This window comes from Flavobacterium sp., assembly GCF_047602195.1.
In the GTDB taxonomy this organism is placed as follows: Bacteria; Bacteroidota; Bacteroidia; order Flavobacteriales; family Flavobacteriaceae; genus Flavobacterium.
Genome location: NZ_JASGHW010000003.1, coordinates 643496 through 661552, shown reverse-complemented (window position 1 = coordinate 661552; position 18057 = coordinate 643496). Strand labels below are relative to the sequence as shown.

Below are 18057 nucleotides of genomic sequence, written 5' to 3'. Positions count from 1 at the left end.
CTTTTTTTAGGAGCAATTTCCCGCTTTCTGCTGCAATCTTTTTTCGCCTTGCTGATCGCAGGCGATAAAAAGGATTTTCGCGACAATCGGGGCTAGGCTTTGGCAATAAAAACAAACCATTTTACCTCCAATTGTAACACTGCCAAACAATCGCAGTCCTTGAACCATCATCATCATCAAAAAATCAAATCATGAAGAAAATGCTATTGCTGTGCCTCCTGGCTTCAGCGGGCCTTACCGCCCAAAACAATCCCACTCGAGGCAAGGCCGAACAGGGCGAAGCTAAACCCGCCTCCGATTTTTTCCCCAAACAAAAAGCCCAAATTTTGGTCGTTGGCACCTTCCATTTCGATTATCCGGGTCTCGACGTGCACAAAACCTCCGATGACAATAAAATTGACGTATTGCGCGAACCCAAAAAATCTGAGGTCAGCGAATTGGTCGCCTACATCAAAAAATTCAAACCCACCAAAATTGTGCTAGAAGCCATGCCCGAATGGAAAGCGGGCGAAAAACTCGCACGTTACAAAAAGGGCGAATTCCGAAACGAACGCGACGAACGGTACCAACTCGGCCTACGCATCGCCACCGAAATGAACCTCGACACCGTGTACAGCATCGACGCGATTCCGTTCGACGATGAACTCTCGAAGCAAAACCCGGCGTACTTTGAAAAATTTTTCGACGGTTTCGACTTCAAGACCGATGATCCGTACGCTGCCAAGATTTTCGAGTGGTACAATTATGAGGAAAGCCTGTTGCCCAAAACCAATCTGCTGCAGTATTTCAAACGCTTCAATTCGCGCGAATCCCACCAGCTCACCTATGGCGCTTACCTCGTGGGCGATTTCAAACTCGACGACACGCGCGGCGCCGACATCCTTTCGATCTGGTGGTACAACCGCAACCTCCGGATTTTTAGGAAAGTGCAGCAAATCACCACGCCGCAGGACCGCATCCTGATGATTTACGGCAATGGCCACGCCGCCGTTTTGCGGCAATTGTTCGAATGCTCGCCTGAATATCAATTTGTGGAATTCGACAGCTTGAAATAATTCGAATAAACCACATTTCATCGAAAGTTCCTGCCGCGATTTCGATTGCATTTTCGTACATTTGAGCAAATCCAAGGTGCCCCGTTACTTAGGCACTCAGCTACTCAAAATAAAATGCAAAACAAAGAACTCAAACTCGCCGTACTCATCGATGCCGACAATGTGCCATATTCGAATGTCAAAGGCATGATGGAAGAAATCGCCAAATACGGCACCCCGACCACCAAGCGCATCTATGCCGACTGGACACGGCCCAACGCCAACGGCTGGAAAACCGTACTGGCCGAGCATGCCATCACGCCGGTGCAGCAATACGCCTACACCACGGGGAAAAATTCCTCCGATTCGGCGCTGATCATCGACGCGATGGACCTGTTGTATTCGGGCAAACTCGACGGTTTCTGTATCGTTTCCTCGGACAGCGATTTTACGAGACTGGCCGTACGCCTGCGCGAATCGGGCATGAAAGTGATCGGCATCGGCGAGAAGAAAACCCCGAAGGCATTCATCGCGGCCTGCGACCGTTTCATCTTCATCGAGGTGCTCGAAGGCGCCAAGAAAAAGAAACCGGCCAAGGAAGTGCCGGTACAGGGCGTTTCGATTCCCGAGCCGGTAGCCGTCGAAATGGAAAACAAGGCCAAACAAAAAGCGACCAAGAAGGCGACCGAAAAAGCCCCGCAGAAAGCACTCAACACCATCGACCTCAAGACCATCGAACTGATCGAATCGACGATCGAAGCTTTGGGAGACGACGACGGCTGGGCATTCCTGGGCGACGTGGGCAGTTTGATTTCGCGCAAGAAACCCGAATTCGATCCGCGCAATTACGGTTTTTCGAAACTCACGCCGATGCTCAAATCGATGAACGATATTTTGGAAATCGACGAGCGCGATTCGGAAAAAAGAGGCATCAAGCATGTGTTTGTGCGCATGCGGTTCAGTTAAATTCGGCTTATGAAAACGCTGCTGTTTTGTCTGTTGTGCATCCCAACCGGCTGGGGCCAAACCCATCCGGGTAAATTGAAAACGGCCATTTATGCCGGTATTTACACGTTCGGCAACGACACCGAAGCACCCAACGGCAGCATCATCATTTATCCCGAAACCGACACGAGCGTGTTGTTTTACATCGATTTGGCCAACGGTGCGCCGGCTTACCATGTGGGCGCGTTGTACGGTCGTGCCGAAGTCGAAAAAGGCAAGGGCGAATTCTTCCAGAAATCGGATGGAGCCGAAAACAACTGCCGATGGAAAATGGCGTTCGACAAGGACAAACTAACCATTGAAACAGTTGAAGGACAATACGATTGCGGTTTTGGACAGGCGGTTTACGCGGACGAAATTTACCTTCGGAAGAAACAGCAGATCATCGAATACTTCAATTCGGGGAAAAGCCGCAAAGTGTATTTTGCAAAGACCAGCCCGGAGTCGTACAAGCAATAAACCAAGGTTGGTAACATTCGGCAATGAGGCTCGTCATGCCAGCTAAACCACACGACCACCATGAAGAACATCTTGCTTTTCCTGCTTTTTATTGTGTTTTCGTCCCATGCGCAGACCATTCCTGACGATGACTTCCTTTATGACATTGCCGACAGTGTCTGGATTCCGCTTCCCGATGGTCAAAAAATATCGGCTACCGTTGTCAAAAAAAACAATGTTGATGCGGCTTTGCCCGTTGTCCTTTTTTACACGACCTATTCCCAAGGCCGGAATGACCGAAAAATCGCCAAACGGTTGGCCGACAGGGATTATGTAGGTGTCATTGCCTACACACGCGGCATCAGGGGAAACCTGGCTGAATATGTGCCTTACGAAAACGAGGCAACCGACAGCTATGAAATCATCGATTGGATCAGCAAACAAAAGTGGTGCAACGGAAAAGTCGGCATGTACGGCGGCAGCTATACCGGCTATTCGCAATGGGCGGCTGCCCGAAAACTACATCCCGCGCTCCAGACAATTGTGCCGCAGGTGGCCGTGATGCCGGGCTACGATTTCCCGATGGAAAACGATGTCCCGATTGCAAACATCCTGCAATGGCCCAACGACATCCTCAAATTTCCACCGTTGGATCGCGGCCTGGTATTCCAATATTTCGACAACGGTGTGGCCTTCCAAAAACTGGACAGCCTGGCCGGACAGCCCAACCGGTTGTTCCAGAAATGGCTCCGGCATCCGGCTTACGATTCGTATTGGCAATCCTTGGCGCCGACCCCGAAAGAATACGCCGAAATCGACATCCCGGTGCTTACGACGACCGGTTATTACGACGGTTGTCAAATCAGTGCCCTGCGGTATTTCAAACAGCACATGCGGTACAACAGGAATGCGAACCATTATCTGGTCATCGGGCCTTATGACCATTGGAGCGGCCAACGCCACGCCGCACCCGAATTGATGGGCTACAAAATCGACCCCGTCGCCCAGATCAGCATGCAGCAATTGGCATTCGACTGGCTCGATTACATCCTCAAGGATGGAAAAAAACCGGCATTGCTCAAGGACAAAGTCAACTATGAAGTCATGGGAAGCAATCAGTGGAAAAGTGCGCCCTCGATCGAAAAAATGAGCAACCGCAGCTTGACTTTTTACTTCGACAACGGTTTGCTTTCGCAGAAAAAACCCAGAAAAAACAGCCCGTCTTTGCAAAAAGTCGATTTCAAAAACCGCGAAGATCAAAATGCCTATTACACCCCAAACATTGTATTCGATACGCTCGATGTGAGCAACGGATTGGTTTTTAGATCGGACATTTTTGAAAAGGAATTTTCGATCAACGGTGCTTTCGAAGGAAAACTTTACGCCACCCTCAACAAAAAAGACCTCGACGTTTCGATGGCGCTTTACGAGCAGACGCCAGATGGCCGTTACTTTTTCCTGACCCGTTACGTGGGCCGCGCGAGTTATGCCCGAAATCCATCGAAGCGACAATTGCTCAAGCCCGGCAAAAAAGAAACAATTCCTTTCAGCAATACGCGTTTGGTGAGCAAGCAAATCAGCAAAGGCAGCCGGTTGGTGATACTACTCAATGTGAACAAACATCCGTTCGAAATCATCAACTACGGTTCGGGTAAAGAACCTGCCGTAGAAACCGTCAAAGATGCCGGGGAACCGTTGCAAATCCAGTGGCACAACGACAGCCGCGTCCAGATCCCCATTTGGGAATAAAAAAACGCCGGGGCAATTGCATACCCCGGCGTCCTGAATATAAAAACTAAACGTTATATAAACATCGCGTCGCTGTCATCGGCGTGGCGGTTGGGCGCACGGAACCAGCTCGGGTTGATGTGTTCGGGAATGTCTAGGTTGAGTTTTTTCGAACCCGGGATGAAATCGGAATCGAAAACCAGCTCGTCATCGTTGGCTGCGGCATCGCGTTCGACGTTGATGAGACGTTTGGCGATGACCATCAGAGCAGCTCCTGCAAATCCGAGCAACAAAAGTTTGGAAATTTTCATAATGATTGATGTTTGTGTATTTATACTGCGATTTCGATAATTTGAACGCCGAAATCTGGTATAAAATTACACTTTATATCGCAATCAGAATCGCCTTTAATAGAACTTTAATACAACGATAACAGCGATTTAACAGAATCAAAATTTCGTTACAAAATTCTGCTGTTTCACTTCAAATTGACAGTCGGTGTGGCGTTTCCAGGTCATGCCCTGAGCCTATTTACAAAAATAGTGTACATTAGCCAAAAACAAGGATTTAATATGAAGACCTTCCTAACGTTAGCGGCTTATCTATTGGTTTTGGGAAATCTTTACGCCCAAAATAAAATGTCTTTTACAGCGATCACCCAACCAGAAGTGGATCTAAAAGAACGCTTTCTCGACTATAAAATTTTTGCGCTCGATGACGACAACCTGTCGATTGCCGACGGGCAGCAAATCCAGATAGACTGTCAGGGTTCCTATCGTTTTGTATTGGATGAAAGCCGTTTATTGGCCGATCGGTACAAGACCATCATCAAAACAAGTAAAGATACCGAAATGGAAGGCCCCAACGCCCAGGAATTTGAAGGAAAGTATTACCTCAATAAAAACTTGGCGCCCGATCATCAAGTGGCATTTTCGGTATTCAAAAAGCAATACCTGATCTACATCAAAGAAAATGGTAAAGCGTTTTTTCTGGAACCGCTCAACAGGTTCCAGAAAAATTTGGGCGATGACCTGTATGTATATTATGAAGAAAAGGACATCATTGACAATGGATCCAGCATTTGCGGTACCGATGAAAAAAACATAAACGGAAAGACGTCGGAAGAAAATAAGCGGGCGTCAACAACAATACCCAACGCCTGCAAAACGTGGTACCTCAACTTTGCGATGGACTATTCATTTTATACACAGTACAATTCGCCGGATGTGGCACTTAACCGTACACTGGAAATTTTAAATTTATCGAGGCTTAACTACAAAATAGCCAACGGACTGGCATATGATGTGGATTTTCAGGTATTGCAAAGCTTCATCCTGACCTGTGAAAACTGCAATTATTGGCCGACGACCAATGATATGTCGATAAATGGAACCCAAATGCAATATTCTCACCAATACACCAAGATGTTTTCGGAGGTTTCGGACTCGCATGTTTTCTGGCAGGGTAATGTGGGGGCAGCAGATTTCGACGGGCTTGGACAATTGCCGATCCCCCATGTGTGTCCCAGCGAGTACCAGGATTTTAAGTCGCGTATGGCGATTCTAAAAAATTTCACGGATAATACCAATAGAACCCGGTTTGTTTTATCGCATGAATTGGGCCACAACATGAGTTGCAGCCATAGAGTAGGTACGAACATCATGGCCGCAGGGTCACCCCCAACTACGACCAACTGGCATTCTATTTCCATTAATGAACTCAACACTTTTCTGGGTACCTATACCTGTATCTATGACTGTATCGACATCGCCTGCCACAGTGTGCCGGTCCAAAACTTTAATTATGCTGTCGACACCACCGATTTTACCGTTAACCTGTCGTGGGTTCCGGAAGAAAACCTAACCTACAAAACCCGGTTGTACAACTACACCACCAACCTTTGGTCTGACTATTTAACGCATGAAAATACTGTGGACCATGTCAATTATAGTTTGGATGCCACCCCGTCGTCTACTTGCAGTACAAAATATAAAATCCAGATCGTTCCTTATTGCGACGACGTAAGCGGAATCGTGCAGACTACCGTAATCAATGTCCCGGAGGCGTGCAACCTGTCAACGGATCATTTTTCTGTTCCGACAGTAAAATATTACCCTAACCCTGTTGGACAATTATTTCACGTCAGCGCACCAAGTTTGATGGACAAAATCTGCATATACAATATCGTTGGGCAGAAATTATTGGAACTGGAAGTCAAGGACAACAACTACACGGTAGATTTTTCAAGATTTGAGGCAGCGACCTATTTCTTGAGAATAGACTTTCCGGGCGGCACGAGGAATATTAAAGTTGTAAAAGATTAGCATTAGGCGAAACGCGATTCAAACGGGCCGCTTTCTTTCTGCCAAGATATTGACTTTCCGATCAAGAACCAATAAATGAACTCAGCGGCGGATGCTGTTGCCTTCATTACGCCAATCGAGTCCGCAAAACCTGCATTGCTTTGCCGATGGAGTTCTCGCCAATTTACCGCATTTGGGACAAACATTGAGGAAAACTTCTTCAGGGAAATTTTGGAGTATTCTTTGGGCCGTGCTGCGTTCAAAATGATCATATCCATTTTCCAATAAGACTAAAATTTCCCGGTCTTCGCTTATCCAGCCTTTTCTTTTACACATTTCGAGCAATTCGGGATTGTTGCTTTCTGCAAGCTTGCTTGTTGTTGAGAAATGTTTCCAAGCCATTTTCTCCTTATCAGACATCAGATTAGGATAGTAAGTGATAATATAATGTGCGGTTTGCTGGTCCATAAATTTTGCCAAATGATGCGTTTCTTAGACAGGTCGTTCTGTAATTGCATAGCTACGAATTTTCACGCAATCGACCATTGTTACAGCGCTTCAAAAACAGATTGTTTCACTATATTTGAATCGAGCACGCAGGGATTGCCAATGCCGTGTCGACAAAATCTATTATTCGATGGATGAAGGCGATCTGTACAAAGCCACCGAACGCATCAAGTGCAGCCCACTCAAGTTGTCCAAAAAATAACCCTTTGATTTGAATTTATGCCTCTTGCCGCCTTGATTAATTTTATTTTCGACTTGGGTTGCCTGTTTTTGGTCGCCTTTCTGCTGATGAAAATTTTCCAAAAACCGGACAAGTTTTCCTTCTCCGGATTTCTCGGTTATCTGGTTGGCACCGGATTGGTACTGTTTTGCCTCTACTGGATTAACGGCCCAATCGATTGGTTTGCCATTTTTATTTCCCGCTGACCTTCGTAAATCCGTATCAGCATTCCACACTTTTGTATAAGACGCAACGCTTGTACCCGGCCTAACTTTGTCCTGTAATTTAATCATCACACCATCATGTCTAAAACCATTTTTATTACAGGAGCCTCCCGCGGATTTGGGAGAATTTGGGCCGAAGCCTTCTTGAAACGCGGCGATAAAGTGGCGGCCACCGCCAGAAATCCAAAAGATTTGGAAGCACTCACCCAGCAATACGGCGATGCAGTGCTGCCGATCAAACTCGATGTCAACAACCGCAGCGAAGCGTTCTCGGCGATCCAAAAAGCCAAAGACCATTTCGGTACCATCGATGTTGTCATCAACAATGCCGGCTACGGCGTATTCGGTACCATCGAGGAAACCAGCGAAACACAGGCGCGCGAACAGATCGAAACCAACGTATTCGGTTTGCTTTGGGTAACCCAGGCCGCGCTTCCGGTCATGCGCCAGCAAGGCCACGGCCACATCATCCAGGTATCGAGTGTTTTGGGTATCGCGACGCTTCCGGTGCTTGGGGTGTATAATGCCTCTAAATTTGCCGTGGAAGGACTCAGCGAAACACTTTCACAGGAAGTCAAGGATTTCGGCATCAATGTAACCCTCGTCGAACCGAACGGTTTTGCCACCGAATGGGCCAGCGTATCAGCACAGCACGCCGATCCGATTGCCGCCTACGACCAAGTCAAGGCTAACTTCCAGGAAGGATTGAAAGATCCGGATGTTTTTGGCGTACCCGAAGCGACCGCCCATGCGATCCTCCAATTGGTCGATGCCCAAAATCCGCCATTGCGCCTGTTCCTCGGGAAAGTCGCCTTGCCGTGGACACAACAAGTCTATGCCGACCGACTCCAAACCTGGGAAGACTGGAAAGAAATTTCAGCCGACGCCCATGGTAAATAATCCTTATCTTTGGGTATCATTTTCAATAGCCCTGCGCCTTCAAAAGCGCAGGCTACTTTTCTAGAAACCATGCTACATTTCAACAGCCTGGCCGATATGCATCGCGCCAACAATTATCCAGCCCCCGAAATTCCTTTGCTGAGCCTGATGCGCTGCACGCAGAGCTGTCCTTCGGGCGCCACCGAATTTACGGGCGATTTTTATATGGTGTCTTTCAAGAAAATGAAATCGGGCACCATCACCTATGGCCGAACCCGCTATGACCACCAAAGCGGCTCGATGTTTTTTACGCGTCCGAGGCAAACGCTCGAGATGCGCAACATCGAACTCGAGGAGGAAGGTTTCGGGATTTATTTCCACGACGATTACCTGAGCGGACATCCTTTGCATGCCGAAATCAAGAAGTATGGCTTTTTTGATTATGAAACCAACGAGGCGCTGCATCTGTCGCCCAAGGAGGAACAGACCATCTGGGAACTGTACGCCAAGATCGAAAACGAATACCACAACAATCCCGACGAATTCAGCCGCGGCATTATTCTCGGCCACCTCGATTCGATACTCAAATATTCCCAACGGTTCTACAAACGCCAGTTCCTGAACCGCATTCCGATGGCGGGAACCACCGTCACGCGTTTCAACGATGCGCTTTCGGCCTATGCCAAGGATGGAAACCTCAGCGAAAAGGGATTGCCCAGTGTGGCATCGATTTCGAAAGAAATGCAGATGTCCCCGCGCTACCTGAGCGATTTGCTCAAACAGGAAACCGGAAAGACGGCCATCGACCTGATCCATATTTTTCTGGTATCGGAAGCCAAGAACCTGCTCGCGGGCGAAAACCAGACGGTTGCAGAAATAGCCTACCGGCTCGGGTTCGAAAATCCGCCGTACTTTTCGAGGCTGTTCAAGAAAGAAACGGGGCTGAGCCCGAATCAATTCAAGCGCGAAATCCTCAATTAAAGCCCAAAAGTTTTTACGCAACCCAATTCATGGTTTGGCATCATAGGATAACCAACTGACATCCAATGATTCCAAGCCATTTGTTTTATCATTCCCCAAAACGATTCCGCTGCGAAAGAACGGCTTTCATACGCCTAAAAAGCACCTTCATTACATTGCTTTCCACATACAGGAGCAACCACTGTTATTTTTGGGTGATGAAATTCATTTCCCTTTTTTCCTTTCGGATGGTGTTGCTCGTGTTGTTGGGCTTTTCAGTTGCTGCCCATGCACAACACGACCACCTGTGGTATTTCGGCAACCGCGCAGGGCTCGACTTTGTCTCTGGCGTACCGACCGCACTGACCGACAGCCAGCTCAACAGCATGGAAGGCACGTCGACTGTTTGCGATCAAACCGGCCAACTGTTGTTTTACACCAACGGCATACGCGTCATGAACCGCAACCACCAACCCATGCCCAACGGAGGCGATCTGCACGGCGGTAGTTCCAGTACACAGCCTGCCGTCTCGTTCCCCGATCCAGGGAACCCCAACCGGTATTATCTCTTTACGGCCGACCAATTTGCGGGACCGGCCGGCATCAAATATTCGATTGTGGACCAAACCGCCGACGGTGGTCTCGGTGATGTGGTCATCAGGAATATTCCGCTCATGACACCTGCCTGCGAAAAGCTCGCGGCTGTTTCGCATGCCAATGGCAATGATGTCTGGGTCATCGGGCATCAATGGGACAACAATGCGTTCTACGCTTGGCGGATCACCGCTTCTGGGGTAAATGCTCCCGTGGTCAGTACTGTTGGCAGTGCCATTACCGGTATGGAGATGCGGTCTTTTGGCGAAATGAAGGTTTCGCCGGACGGAACGCGTTTGGCCATGGCCAACAACGACATGAACCTCCAACTGTTCGATTTCGATGCGGCCACCGGAACAGTCAGCAACCCGATTACGCTGTCGAGCAACAGCAATTTCGGAACCCAATTTTCGCATACGAGCAATGTACTCTACGGTACTGAAATCAACCGGGTGTACCAATACGACCTGACAGCCACCGACATCCCTGGATCGCGTACCTTGATCAGCGACATGGGTTTTCCGGTCGGCAGCATGGCATTGGGCCCCGATTCTAAAATTTACCTCACTTCTTATGCCGCGACCCGGCTCTCGGTCATCAACAAGCCCGAGATCGTCGGCACCGGTTGCGACCTGGTTCCGCTGACAGCAGACCTGATGGGCCGCCGGACTTTCTGGGGCCTTCCGGTCATTTTCCAAAGTGCGCTTTACATCACCGGTGTGACGGCGCAGGACGACTGTACGGGCAATCCCATTTCCTTTGCGATGCAAACGACGATTGCGCCCGACAGCGTGCACTGGGATTTTGGCGACGGCGGTTTTTCGGACCAACCCAATCCACAGCATACCTACACGATTCCGGGATCGTATCGGGTTTTGGCCAAGGCGCGCAAGGGCGGCTACGAGCGGTATTTCCTCAAGGAAATCACCGTTATGGAAACCCCAGTTGCGGTCCAGCCACCCGATATGATGGCCTGTGATGAAGCCGAAAATGGCCAGCAGGTTTTCGATTTGTCTTCGCAGGACAACGCCATCCTGGGCGGATTGGCCTCTACGCTTTTTACGGTGAGTTACCACCTGTCTTTGGCCGAGGCACAAGCCAACAGCAATGCGCTTGCTTCAAATTATACCAATGCGACAAATCCGCAGGCGATTTATGCGCGGTTGACTTCGCCCCAGGGCTGCCATTCGGAAACCTTTTTCAACCTTCATGTGGTTCCGAAACCCCAAATCGATATGCCGCTCGACCATTGGATCTGCAGCGGGGCTACGCTTACGTTGACCGCTCCTGCTGGTTTCAGCAGTTATTTGTGGTCGACTTCAGAAACCACGCGATCGATTGCAATCACCACAGCGGGTGTGTATACCTTGACCATAACCGAGTCCATGGGTGCGCTGAATTGCGAAAAAACCTTGACCTTTGTGGTGCGCCAATCGGTTGCACCGGTTATCAAACAGCTTCAAGTGCAAGACTGGAGCGACGCACACAATTCGATTGCCATACTGATGCAAGATGAAGGCAACTATGAATTTTCGATCGACGGGATCCATTACCAGGACAGCGCGGTATTCACCGGATTATTTCCGGGAAAATATACCGTATTTGTTCGGGACAAAAATGGTTGCGGCCAGACTTCACAGGAAGCCGTATTGCTCATGTACCCGAAATTTTTCAGCCCGAATGGCGACGGTTACAATGACCGTTGGGCGATTGAATTCGGTGCCTTCGAACCCGAAATAAAAGTGGCCGTTTTTGACCGCTACGGCAAATTATTGGCTTCATTTACCGGAAACTCACCGGGATGGGACGGACAACACAACGGCCGCCCCTTGCCTTCTACCGATTATTGGTTTGTCGTTACACGCCGTGACGGCAAACAGTACAAAGGCCATTTTTCGATGGTTCGCTAAATCAAAAAGCCCGGCAAAAAACCGGGCTTCCTATATGGATTGGAATACTCGTTTGAATAATCAAGCCTGTGGTTGCAAGACTTCGGTTGTGGGCTGCTGGTAGACGAACCTGGCCGTCCGCCAACTCTTGTTGCCGCAGTGCGACGCGCAGGATTGCAGCAGCACCGTCAGGGCAAGGACCAATAAGGTGATTTTGGCTTTCATAGGATTATCGATTGAACATACAGAACGCCACCGTTTTGCGATTATTGGCCCCAATCCTTTATTTAACAGAAGTTTGTGACCCGATTCTATCTGCAATAAATAAAACCAGGCCCGCGTTATTTTTTTATGAAAAGATATTTACTGTTACTGGCCATTGTATGTTTGAGTTGCCAACCGCAACCAAGGGATTATTTCGACCATGTCGCCCCAAACGACCTGAAGATGCCCAAACCCAAACCGGGCGAATGGCTCGATTCGCATCACGAAAGTGGGCAAAACCTGATGATGTTCAAATTGTCGAACCCATTGGTTCCTAACGACAGTGTCAACATGATTCACATCAAACCCATCGGCATTTTTAATGCACTCCAGCAAAAGCAACTCGATCTGACGTGCGAATATCTTTCGCTTTTTTTCCAGCTCAATACCGAAATAGGAAGCGAAATTCCCGAATCGGCCATCCCTGAATCGGCACGCCGCATAGGATTGGAAGGCCACGAACAAATGCTGGCCGGTTATATTCTCGACAGCCTCTTGAAGAAGGAGAAACCGCCCAAAGCCATTGCCGTCATGGGACTTTCCAAATTCGACTTGTATCCCAAACCCGAATGGAATTATGTGTTCGGATTGGCGTCTTACCAAGACCATGTGGGCGTGAGTTCGATTTTCAGGTTTCAGGACGGCCAACTCACCGAAGCCAATTTCAATCTTTGCCTGTTGCGACTGATCAAGGTCAGTTCGCACGAGATTGGACACATGTTCGGCCTGCACCATTGCATCGACGCGCAATGTGTGATGAACGGCACGAACAACATTAACGAAACCGACCAAAATCCCGTACGGCTGTGCTCCTATTGCCAAAGAAAACTGCATTCGTCACTGCAATACGACCACCGCAAAAGGCTGCTCGATCTGGAGGCTTTTTTCAAACGCAATAAACTTGAGGAAGCGGCCGATTTGATGCGAAAGGATTTGGACGCGATTTGATAAATAGCTATTTTCGGGAATCGAAAAATGTATTTTCTGACGATAACAAAATGAGGGTCAATTTCCGCAAACCATAATCCAAAAAAATGAAGAACACCTTTTCCCTGCTCCTGCTGCTTTGTTTGTTTTCCTGCCAAAAGGAAGGCGATTTGAAACAAACCCTTACCGGCCACCAATGGGGCTTTGTCAATGGTCCGACGGTACCCAAAAGCATGGATTTTGTCTCCGGGCTCATTTTTGAAACCGATGGAAAATGCTACAATCAAACTTTGAATTCGAAAGAAAAAACGGGATTGGGCGATTGGTCCTACACCGAGAAAGACAGCACACTGACGCTCTACGGACAGGTTTTCAAGATCGATTCGGTAAAAACAGACCGCATCCTGATGCACGGCAAGCAAAACTCGAATCGCGCCCTGTTGTTGCAGATCAATCCTTAAATCCTCTGATATGGAAATCAAAAATCCGGCTTTCAATTATGACCAGTTTGGCCAGACGTATTCGGGCCATCGGCAGACCGACCCGCGCATTGCGGCCCAGGTCAACCATTTTTTAAGCCCTGCCCAAACCATACTCAATGTCGGGGCCGGCGCCGGTTCCTACGAACCCTCAGACAAATATGTCGTTGCGGTCGAGCCGTCCTCGGTCATGCGCGCGCAACGCCTGCAAAATGGCAAAGTGCCGGCCATCGATGCCAAAGCGGGAAACCTTCCGTTTGACGACCAAACATTCGATGCCTCGATGGCGATGGTCACCGTACACCATTGGCCCGATATTGCCCAAGGGCTTTCGGAATTGCGTCGCGTGACCAAAGGACCGGTCATTGTCATGACGTTCGATCCCGATGCGCTCGACGATTTTTGGAATGCGGCTTATTTTCCCGAACTCATTGCGGTGGAGAAAGCGCGTTACCCGAAAATCGATACGATTGCAAATGCCTTGGGCGGAAATTGCGAAGTGGTCGCGGTTCCGATTCCGCTTGATTGTGTCGACGGTTTCCAGGAAGCCTTTTACGGCCGACCCGAAGCTTTCCTGCAAAAACAGGTGCGGCTTTCGCAATCGGCCTGGGGATTTTTGCCCGATGGATTGGAAGCCGAATTGGTCGGTCGCTTGCAATCGGATTTGGATTCCGGGGAATGGGACCGCAAATATGGCCATTTCAGGCAACTGCCGACCTTTACTTGTGCACTTCGGCTGATTGTCTCCAACCCAAATAAATGATCAACAACCGAAAGAAAACACGTGGATACAACCAACAGCATCGATCGCTTGGCCGATAAGGTCGACGAATTAAAAGCGCATCCGAATTTCTCGGTAGAACTCGATTTTATCGATCCGCCGAAAACCGACAAGGAATTGGCCAAGCTCCTTAAAAAAACTGCTTTACCCCAAGAATTGCTTGCGTTCTATGCCTTGAGCGATGGGATTTTCATTACGACCGAAACCAAAGGATTGCCTCAAAAAATGGCTTATGCTTTCGAATTGCGGTCGGCTGATTTGGTTGGAAATCCCGAAGTTGGACTCAGTGACGACCTGTCGGATTTGGATCTGCCTTACGGGAATTTTTGGGTCATCGATATTTTAAACACGCCCGGAAATTACGTCATCGCCCATGAAGTGGACGGTTTGCTCGAATTGCAACTGATTACGTTCAGCAAATACTACAACAAATTGAACCTTTCTTTTGCCGATTACCTCGAGAAATCGATCCAATATTTGGGCATCGATTTATGGCAGCAATTTTACATCGATGATCCCGCCAAAATTTCGGATCATTACATTTACGATCCGTTGTATGACTATTTCATGGCGCAAGGCATCGCCGGTTTCCCTTTGGATAAAATCGCCCTGGCCAAAAAATCTTGCCCATTGGTTGCCACCAGGGAAAAATTCGATTTTAAAAATCGGTTGGGCCAAAAACTTAAGCACCTCAAGGAAAAAGGCGCCGTGGTGCAAACCGAGGGCGCTGTGGCGGGTGCTTCTGCCGGTCTTTTGATCAAAGCGCGCGAAACATTGGGATTCCAACTTTCAGATTTCGTGCTGGCCTTTTATCAGCAAATCGACGGCCTTGAAATCGACTGGTCGCATCCCGATGGCCCCACCGGGCAAATCAACCTGGCCCCGATCACGGTAATGTTGGGCGGCGCCGATGGGGCGTTTAGCCAAAAATGGGGCGGCCCGGACATCCACAAAAAAGTCATCTGGACGGGCGAAGAAGACAACCTGGCCTTTTTGAAACAAAACTTCCTGCTGGAAAAATACAGCGGCGACTCGGGATTTACTTCCTTTTGTATCGATGGCCAGGACAAAGCATTGGTCAACTATGCCACCGGACGTTCTATGATCAACCGGACGGCGATGACTTTGGAGGCATACCTGCAAACCCACCTCGAACTGATGGGTTGCTGGCATTGGCTCAGCATTGTTGGTGAGGGCAAAGAGGCAAAAGTAGGCCGCAATCGGGTCGCCGCTGAAATCAACACGGTGTTCCCTGACTTTGATACCGACAGCCTGTTGTCCGATTCCATTTCGATTCCTTAAATTTCAAGATATGACCATCGAAAAACTCCGCGAATTTGCCCTTTCGCTTCCCGGTGCCACCGAAGACATCAAATGGGAAAACCATCTTTGTTTCAATGTGGGCGGCAAAATGTTTCTCGTGACCAGCCCCGACAGCGTCCCCATTACGGCTTCGTTCAAAACCGACGATGACAATTTTGATGCGCTCACCACGCGCGACGGCATCATCCCTGCCCCCTATATGGCACGCAACAAATGGGTTTTGGTAGACGATCTCAAACGATTTTCTGAGGCCGAGTGGAAGCAACTTGCGAGGCATTCCTATGAACTCGTCTTTTCTAGGCTGACCAAGAAACTGCAAAATGAAATCAGCGGACGATGATTGACTTTTCCAATACCGATTACCTCAAAACCGGCAACGACAAACAACGCCGGGCGCATGCGGTGTTGGGAAAAATCCTGCCGTTGCTCTCGGATTATTCGCCTGTACTGGTCGGGACCATACCGATTGCCATCGACATCGATTCGAGCGACCTGGACCTTGCGTGTTGTTACCGCGACAAATCTGAATTTGTGAACACCTTGATTGCGGCATTCAACCATCGGGACGGATTCCATTTGCAGCAGACCACAACCAATGGACACCAAACAATCGTATCGGCTTTTTCGATCGGCGGATTTGAAGTTGAAATCTTTGGCCAACCGATTCCCGTGCAACAGCAAAATGGTTACCGGCACATGCTCATCGAATACAAAATACTGCAACGCAAAGGTGAAACGTTTAGACGGCAGGTCATTGCACTCAAGGAATCGGGATATAAAACCGAGCCCGCGTTTGCACATCTGCTCGGTCTCGAAGGCGACCCGTACCAAAAACTGCTTGATTATGAATCGGTTTTGGAGTAACTTAGCGTCAAACGCCTGACCATGACTGCCAAACCTGAAAATATTGATGCCTACATCGCTTTTTTCCCCGAAGCGACACAAAAAATCCTGCAACAGGTTCGCCAAACCATCCAGAAAGCGGCGCCCGGGGCCAAGGAAAAAATCAGCTATGCGATGCCGGCTTTCGAGCTGAACGGCAACCTGGTTTATTTTGCGGCCTATGACAAACACATCGGGTTTTATGCGCTGCCTTCGGGAAATGCGGCATTCCAGAAAGAACTTTCCCGATACAAAATGGGGAAAGGCTCGATCCAATTTCCGATAGACCAACCGATGCCGCTCGCGTTGATTGCCAAAATCGTCGCATTCCGTGTACAGGAAAATCTCGAAAAGGCAAAATCGAAGAAGAAACAAGGATAAATGGGAATCTTGAAACCTTTGGGCCAAATCCTATAAACCGATGCCTTCAAATACATACTAAGTTTGCCAATGTTGTTTCTGTTGAAGCAACAGCTACACACCAATTTTTTTCATAAAGAAGTGTCTGGATGCACAGGGATGATACAGGTTCAATGGAGTTTTCCAAAGCAAAGTAATCCTTTACCGGTAAGGCGCAACACAAAACCGGATGCGCACGAGACACGAAAGAGAAGCTTTTACACAAAGCTTCTCTTTTTTTATGGTTGATCCCAAATTGCCGTTAGGCTTCGGCGGGTGCTATTTTCGATTTCACGGGTGCCGACCGATAGCCCGCATTGATCAGGAACACGCCGTATAAAGTCGTCGCAAGCGCGAGCACCGTGAACCAAGTAATTTTTTCGTTCAAAATCGCCACACCTAGTAAAATGGCGATTACGGGATTGACATAGGCATAAGTCGATACGACCACAATCGGCAAATGCTTGATCGCATAAAGGTAGCTCATGTACGCGAGCAATGACCCGATCAAGGTGAGGTACAACAAGGCCCACAGGCTTTCGGAGGTGATGAATTCGAGCCTGCTGTAATCGTCAAAACACAACGAGAACAGGAAACAGCCGATACCGCCGCTCGTAAACTGAATAGCCGCATTCGAGTAATCGTTCGTATGGAACGTATTGCTCTTGATGTAAATGCTGCCGATTGCCCAAAAGAAACAGGCCGCAAAAGACGCGAGCACGCCCCAAAGGTATTCGGGTTTGCCCAGATCGCCCAGGTTGTCCTTGAAAATGAGCACAATCCCGATGCAGCCCAGCGCAAAACCCGCAATGGTCTTGGCATTGAACTTTTTCTGCTCCTTGCCCGAAATGAGATTGATGACCACGATATAAATCGGCATGACCGAAACGATCAGCGCAGCCAGTCCGCTCGGGATGTACAATTCGGCCCAACCGATGATGCCGTTGCCCAAGGTGATGAGCAATATTCCCGGCAAGGCTTGGCGCAGCACATCCTTGACCGACATTTTCTCGAGTTTTCCGAAAAAATACATCCCGATAAACAATAGTAAACCGGCCGAAAATTGGCGAATGCCCGAAAACAAGAACGGTGGAAAGTCTTTGACGCCGATGCGCAGCGCAAGGTAAGTCGTACCCCAGAAGAAACAGACGATGAACAGGGCAAGGTAGGCTTTTGGATTTGATTTCATTGGATTGGATGTGATTGAATGTGATTGATTGA

The 18057-nt window shown here is 48.7% G+C and carries 20 protein-coding genes; 15 read left to right on the top strand and 5 right to left on the bottom strand.

Annotated elements, in window-relative coordinates; translation table 11 throughout:
- Positions 1-191: 191 nt before the first annotated feature.
- The 4 genes from QM717_RS06460 (at position 192) to QM717_RS06445 (ending at position 4226) form a co-directional block, all read left to right on the top strand.
- Entirely contained in the window at positions 192-1055 is an 864-nt protein-coding gene (locus QM717_RS06460) for a DUF5694 domain-containing protein (RefSeq protein ID WP_415035993.1), read from the top strand.
- Positions 1056-1169: 114 nt separating this feature from the next.
- On the top strand, positions 1170-2000 hold the full coding sequence (locus QM717_RS06455) for an NYN domain-containing protein (RefSeq protein WP_415035991.1): 831 nt from the start codon (positions 1170-1172) through the stop codon (positions 1998-2000).
- 9 nt (positions 2001-2009) lie between these two features.
- The gene (locus QM717_RS06450; RefSeq protein ID WP_415035989.1) at positions 2010-2498 is read left to right on the top strand and encodes a hypothetical protein; all 489 of its coding nucleotides are present in this window, start codon (positions 2010-2012) and stop codon (positions 2496-2498) included.
- Between the two features lie 60 nt (positions 2499-2558).
- Complete coding sequence (locus QM717_RS06445; RefSeq protein WP_415035987.1) at positions 2559-4226, top strand: CocE/NonD family hydrolase; 1668 nt, start codon at positions 2559-2561, stop codon at positions 4224-4226.
- A 53-nt stretch (positions 4227-4279) separates the two neighbouring features.
- On the opposite strand, the gene QM717_RS06440 is transcribed toward QM717_RS06445, so the two are convergent.
- A complete protein-coding gene (locus QM717_RS06440; protein ID WP_415035985.1) occupies positions 4280-4516 on the bottom strand; it encodes a hypothetical protein in 237 nt (78 codons plus the stop codon).
- Between the two features lie 327 nt (positions 4517-4843).
- On the opposite strand from QM717_RS06440, the gene QM717_RS06435 reads away from it, so the two are divergent.
- On the top strand, positions 4844-6529 hold the full coding sequence (locus QM717_RS06435; RefSeq protein WP_415035983.1) for a zinc-dependent metalloprotease: 1686 nt from the start codon (positions 4844-4846) through the stop codon (positions 6527-6529).
- 81 nt (positions 6530-6610) lie between these two features.
- On the opposite strand, the gene QM717_RS06430 is transcribed toward QM717_RS06435, so the two are convergent.
- Complete coding sequence (locus tag QM717_RS06430; RefSeq protein ID WP_415035981.1) at positions 6611-6976, bottom strand: hypothetical protein; 366 nt, start codon at positions 6974-6976, stop codon at positions 6611-6613.
- 162 nt (positions 6977-7138) lie between these two features.
- Positions 7139-7528, bottom strand: a complete 390-nt coding sequence (locus QM717_RS06425; protein WP_415035979.1) for a hypothetical protein — start codon at positions 7526-7528, stop codon at positions 7139-7141.
- 9 nt (positions 7529-7537) lie between these two features.
- Here QM717_RS06425 and QM717_RS06420 point away from each other — a divergent pair, with 9 nt between their 5' ends.
- The 3 genes from QM717_RS06420 (at position 7538) to QM717_RS06410 (ending at position 11802) form a co-directional block, all read left to right on the top strand.
- The gene (locus QM717_RS06420) at positions 7538-8359 is read left to right on the top strand and encodes an SDR family NAD(P)-dependent oxidoreductase (protein WP_415035977.1); all 822 of its coding nucleotides are present in this window, start codon (positions 7538-7540) and stop codon (positions 8357-8359) included.
- A gap of 69 nt (positions 8360-8428) precedes the next feature.
- Positions 8429-9319, top strand: a complete 891-nt coding sequence (locus QM717_RS06415; RefSeq protein ID WP_415035975.1) for a helix-turn-helix domain-containing protein — start codon at positions 8429-8431, stop codon at positions 9317-9319.
- A gap of 197 nt (positions 9320-9516) precedes the next feature.
- Positions 9517-11802 (top strand): T9SS type B sorting domain-containing protein, encoded by a 2286-nt coding sequence (locus QM717_RS06410; protein ID WP_415035973.1) that lies wholly within the window; start codon positions 9517-9519, stop codon positions 11800-11802.
- 60 nt (positions 11803-11862) lie between these two features.
- On the opposite strand, the gene QM717_RS06405 is transcribed toward QM717_RS06410, so the two are convergent.
- Positions 11863-12006: a hypothetical protein gene (locus QM717_RS06405; protein WP_415035971.1), complete on the bottom strand. Its 144-nt coding sequence runs from the start codon at positions 12004-12006 to the stop codon at positions 11863-11865.
- Between the two features lie 126 nt (positions 12007-12132).
- On the opposite strand from QM717_RS06405, the gene QM717_RS06400 reads away from it, so the two are divergent.
- From QM717_RS06400 to QM717_RS06370, 7 genes are all read left to right on the top strand, one after another.
- Complete coding sequence (locus QM717_RS06400; protein WP_415035969.1) at positions 12133-12993, top strand: archaemetzincin; 861 nt, start codon at positions 12133-12135, stop codon at positions 12991-12993.
- Positions 12994-13079: 86 nt separating this feature from the next.
- The gene (locus QM717_RS06395; protein ID WP_415035967.1) at positions 13080-13433 is read left to right on the top strand and encodes a hypothetical protein; all 354 of its coding nucleotides are present in this window, start codon (positions 13080-13082) and stop codon (positions 13431-13433) included.
- A 10-nt stretch (positions 13434-13443) separates the two neighbouring features.
- Positions 13444-14214 carry a class I SAM-dependent methyltransferase gene (locus tag QM717_RS06390; protein WP_415035965.1) on the top strand — a complete coding sequence of 257 codons (771 nt, stop codon included), beginning with the start codon at positions 13444-13446 and terminating at the stop codon, positions 14212-14214.
- Positions 14215-14235: 21 nt separating this feature from the next.
- A complete protein-coding gene (locus tag QM717_RS06385) occupies positions 14236-15534 on the top strand; it encodes a hypothetical protein (protein WP_415035963.1) in 1299 nt (432 codons plus the stop codon).
- A 10-nt stretch (positions 15535-15544) separates the two neighbouring features.
- Positions 15545-15895 carry an MmcQ/YjbR family DNA-binding protein gene (locus QM717_RS06380; RefSeq protein WP_415035961.1) on the top strand — a complete coding sequence of 117 codons (351 nt, stop codon included), beginning with the start codon at positions 15545-15547 and terminating at the stop codon, positions 15893-15895.
- Positions 15892-16419, top strand: a complete 528-nt coding sequence (locus tag QM717_RS06375) for a DUF4269 domain-containing protein (RefSeq protein ID WP_415035959.1) — start codon at positions 15892-15894, stop codon at positions 16417-16419. Before QM717_RS06380 ends, QM717_RS06375 begins: the two co-directional genes overlap by 4 nt.
- Positions 16420-16440: 21 nt before the next feature.
- Complete coding sequence (locus QM717_RS06370; RefSeq protein ID WP_415035957.1) at positions 16441-16818, top strand: iron chaperone; 378 nt, start codon at positions 16441-16443, stop codon at positions 16816-16818.
- Between the two features lie 280 nt (positions 16819-17098).
- On the opposite strand, the gene QM717_RS06365 is transcribed toward QM717_RS06370, so the two are convergent.
- Positions 17099-18025: a DMT family transporter gene (locus QM717_RS06365; protein WP_415035955.1), complete on the bottom strand. Its 927-nt coding sequence runs from the start codon at positions 18023-18025 to the stop codon at positions 17099-17101.
- Positions 18026-18057 lie beyond the last annotated feature (32 nt).